General features: G+C 41.7%; 3 protein-coding genes. All 3 read left to right on the top strand.

Annotation, left to right across the window (positions count from 1 at the left end):
* Nucleotides 1-272 precede the first annotated feature (272 nt).
* Genes mtnA through QUA56_RS36255 form a run of 3 tightly spaced genes read left to right on the top strand, consistent with a single transcriptional unit; the run spans nucleotide 273 to nucleotide 3129 of the window.
* Nucleotides 273-1334, top strand: a complete 1062-nt coding sequence (gene mtnA / locus QUA56_RS36265) for an S-methyl-5-thioribose-1-phosphate isomerase (RefSeq protein ID WP_333368795.1) — start codon at nucleotides 273-275, stop codon at nucleotides 1332-1334.
* Nucleotides 1335-1371: 37 nt separating this feature from the next.
* Complete coding sequence (locus QUA56_RS36260; RefSeq protein ID WP_333368792.1) at nucleotides 1372-2295, top strand: type IV pilin-like G/H family protein; 924 nt, start codon at nucleotides 1372-1374, stop codon at nucleotides 2293-2295.
* 3 nt (nucleotides 2296-2298) lie between these two features.
* Nucleotides 2299-3129 (top strand): rhodanese-like domain-containing protein, encoded by an 831-nt coding sequence (locus tag QUA56_RS36255; RefSeq protein WP_333368789.1) that lies wholly within the window; start codon nucleotides 2299-2301, stop codon nucleotides 3127-3129.
* Nucleotides 3130-3816 lie beyond the last annotated feature (687 nt).

Raw genomic sequence — 3816 nt, 5'->3', positions numbered from 1 at the left:
TTTAATAATTTTAGAAATCGCGTATTAGCTTGCTTCTCTGATTAGATAAAATTATAACCACAAGTTCAGGAGAGCCGTACAAATTTGTGAAAAAGAATGCAACTCTAAGCAAATTCCCAACCCAGAGAGTGGTAAGTATCCAGCAATTCTTCAATCTCAAATATAAAACCGCAGGACTGGGATTTTGGCAAATCCAGCGTGTCCCTCATAACATAGAGGAATAGCCGCTAACATGGCATCATAGAAACTTGTCCCTCACATAATTGAAATCAATGACTGCTCAAAACTCCCCAGTTTCCCCCGTCACTTGGATAGAAGACCGAGTTCTGCTAATTGACCAAAACCGACTGCCGAAAGAATACGGTGTAGTCGAAATTAGCCGCTGCGAAGATATGGCTGAGGCGATTAAAACTATGATAGTCCGAGGTGCTCCGGCGATCGGGGTAGCAGCAGCTTACGGGATGTATTTGGGGGCGAGGGAAATCGAAACGGGCGATCGCACCGAGTTTTTAACTAAACTAGAACAAGTTGGCGAGTTATTGCGATCGACCCGTCCCACTGCGGTTAATTTGTTTTGGGCGATATCGCGAATGCTCAAAACAGCCGATCGAACTAGCGGTTCCGTCGAACAAATCCAAAAAACTTTGTTAGAAATGGCTAAAACCATTCAAGCAGAAGACTTGCAAACTTGTAAAGATATCGGCGACAAAGGCTTAGAAGTTCTGCCCGCCACACCCGAAAAATTGAACTTACTAACTCACTGCAATGCCGGTGCATTAGCAACAGCCGGCTACGGAACTGCTTTAGGTGTATTTCGTTCTGCTTGGCGAGAAGGAAGACTCGGAAGAGTTTTTGCAGACGAAACTCGGCCGCGTCTCCAAGGTGCAAAACTCACCACTTGGGAATGCGTGCAAGAAGGAATTCCAGTCACATTAATAGCAGACAATATGGCCGCTCACTGCATGAAACTCGGCATGATTCATGCAGTAGTTGTCGGTGCAGATAGAATCGCTGCTAATGGCGATGCAGCAAATAAAATTGGCACTTACAGTTTAGCAATTGTTGCCAAAGCTCACAACGTCCCGTTTTTTGTCGCCGCGCCTCTGTCAACAATTGATTTTGAACTTTCCGACGGCAGCAAAATCCCCATTGAAGAACGCGATCCAGTGGAAATGTATCAAGTTGGAACTACCCAAATTTGTCCTGTGGGAGTCGAATTTTACAATCCCGCTTTTGACGTAACTCCTGCGGAATTAATCTCAGGAATAATCACAGAACACGGCACGGTTACTCCTGGGGCATTGAAACAGTTTCAGGCAAAACAATTAGTTTAATTATATGTTTCTCAACTGCTCATTCCACCTGGTATCTGTGAAATTAAGCAGGATATATAGCAGCAACTGGCAGCTTAAAGTTGCGATCGCAGCTCTAACTCTGCCATTTGTTTTCAGTCCAGTCTCGGAAGCTCAAGTTTCACAAACGGTTAAAGCTGAGGAATTAGAAGCCAGACAATATGTTAGCTGGATGAATAGAGCTCAGCAAGGTTACTATGCTGAAACTGCCGAATTTACAAATTCTGTTGCCAATTTAGGTCTTGGCATAAAATCTGAAACTGCAAATTACAAATACTCAATTAGTACGGAAAACAATGCTGTATTTAGTTATGGAGTTTCGCGCAACCCTAATTTCAAAAGTTTTGTGGGAGGAGTTTTTTTAATAGAAAATACCATCCAAAAAATTCTGTGTCAAGCTAATGCTGCTAGCACGACCAAGCCAGCAAATCCTACTAATAATAATGGTACTTTAGCCTGCGGTGCTAATACGATAGAAGTTTCTCAATTATCACCAACGGTTAAAGCCTCTGAAGCAGATGAAACAGAAGGCAAACAATATGTTAACTCAATGAATAAAGCTCAGCAAGCTTACTATGCTGAGAATGGTGAATTTACAAATTCCGTTCCCAATCTAGGTCTTGGTATTAGATCGGAAACTGCGAATTACAAATACTCAATTAGTACGGAAAACAAAGCTGTATTTAACTACGGAGTCTCGAAGCAAGGTAAGCTCAAAAGTTTTGTGGGAGGAGTTTTTTTAATAGGAGATGTTACCACAGACAGAACAGTCAGAATCCGACGTTTGGTGGAAGGAGTTTTTTTAATGGATACTACCCCAGGAATCACAACAGTCAGAATCCTGTGTCAAACTAATGCTGCTAGCACGGCTCAACCAGCTAATCCTATTAATAATAATGGTACTTTAGCCTGCGGTGCTAATACGACAGAAGTTCCTCGATAAATCATGTTTAATTTGTTCGACAACTGGATAGTAAGCGCTGATTTAGCTAAGCAATTGCTGGAACAAGAAGCTACTGTTCTAGATGCTCGCGAACCTATTTTAAAGTGGTTTTGCCGCCTCCCGAAAGCTGTTCCCGTAACTTGGCAGGAATTTTCTCAATCGCACTTTCCCCACAAGGGAAAAATTATCGAAAATAACACAGTTTTAACTCAAAAACTTCGAGCAATTGGCATTTGTCAAGACAAACCTGTCATAGTCGTTGCCGATCCGGTTAAAGGTTGGGGCGAAGACGGGCGAATTGTTTGGATGTTGCGGACTTTGGGACACGAAAAAGCCGTTTTTGTAGATGGAGGATATCGAGCTTTAATCAAAGCTGGAATTAATCGAGTAAAAGCTGCAAACAATCCACGAAAAACAGGAGATTTTGTAATATTTCGCCGCTCGAATTGGGAAATTCAACGGGATGAATTGAAAGCTATTTTAGGCAATGATAATTTAGTAGTTATCGACGCCAGAGAGCGGCGAGAATATGCAGGTAAAACGCCTTACGGAGAACAGCGGGGCGGCCACATTCGCGGTGCGGTTCACCTTTACTACAAACAGTTGATGGACAAACAGGGACAACTGCTGAGTCGTGGAGAAATTGTCGCTATTTTGCATCAGAAAGGAGTTTCGCAGTCAACTCAAATTGTGAGTTATTGTAGTGGGGGAATTCGCTCTGCATGGTTGACTTGTGTCTTGACAAAATTGGGATTTTATGCTAGGAATTATGCAGGCTCGATGTGGGAATGGTCGGCGTCGCCAGCAGATAGCTATCCCCTGACAAAAAATTAAAACTAGCAATTAGAAATTAGTCGTAGGGTATGTCAGTCGTAGGGTGCGTCAGAAGAGAGTCTCTCAATTACCGATAAAAGAAACCTAGCTGACGCACCTTACTAAGCCAATTAGTCGTAGGGTGCGTCAATCGATTTTAGATTTTAGATTTTAGATTTTAGATTGACCCCACGGATAAATGCTCTTTCTTGAGGATTTTCGATTTTCGATTTTCGATTGATTCCACGGATAAATCACGTGGCGGGTACCATCAAGAAATTCTTGGTCAGAAGAGAGTCTCTCAATTATCGATAAAAGAAACCTAGCTGACGCACCTTACTAAGCCAATTAGTCCTAGGGTGCGTCAATCGATTTTAGATTTTAGATTTTAGATTTTAGATTTTAGATTGACCCCACGGATAAATGCTCTTTCTTGAGGATTTTAGATTTTAGATTTTAGATTTTAGATTTTAGATTGATTCCACGGATAAATCACGTGGCGGGTACCATCAAGAAATTCTTGGTCAGCAGAGAGTCTCTCAATTACCGATAAAAGAAACCTCGCTGACGCACCTTACTAAGCCAATTAGTCGTAGGGTGCGTCAATCGATTTTAGATTTTAGATTTTAGATTTTAGATTTTAGATTGACCCCACGGATAAATGCTCTTTCTTGAGGATTTTAGATTTTAGATTTTAGATTTTAGATT

It is taken from the genome of Microcoleus sp. N3A4 (assembly GCF_036701805.1).
Classification (GTDB): Bacteria; Cyanobacteriota; Cyanobacteriia; order Cyanobacteriales; family Microcoleaceae; genus Microcoleus.
This window is presented reverse-complemented; position numbering and strand designations above follow the sequence as displayed.

Coding starts and splice junctions, on each gene's coding strand:
- QUA56_RS36255 (WP_333368789.1), top strand. CDS start 2,299: ATGTTTAATTTGTTCGACAACTGGATAGTAAGCGCTGATTTAGCTAAG.
- mtnA (WP_333368795.1), top strand. CDS start 273: ATGACTGCTCAAAACTCCCCAGTTTCCCCCGTCACTTGGATAGAAGAC.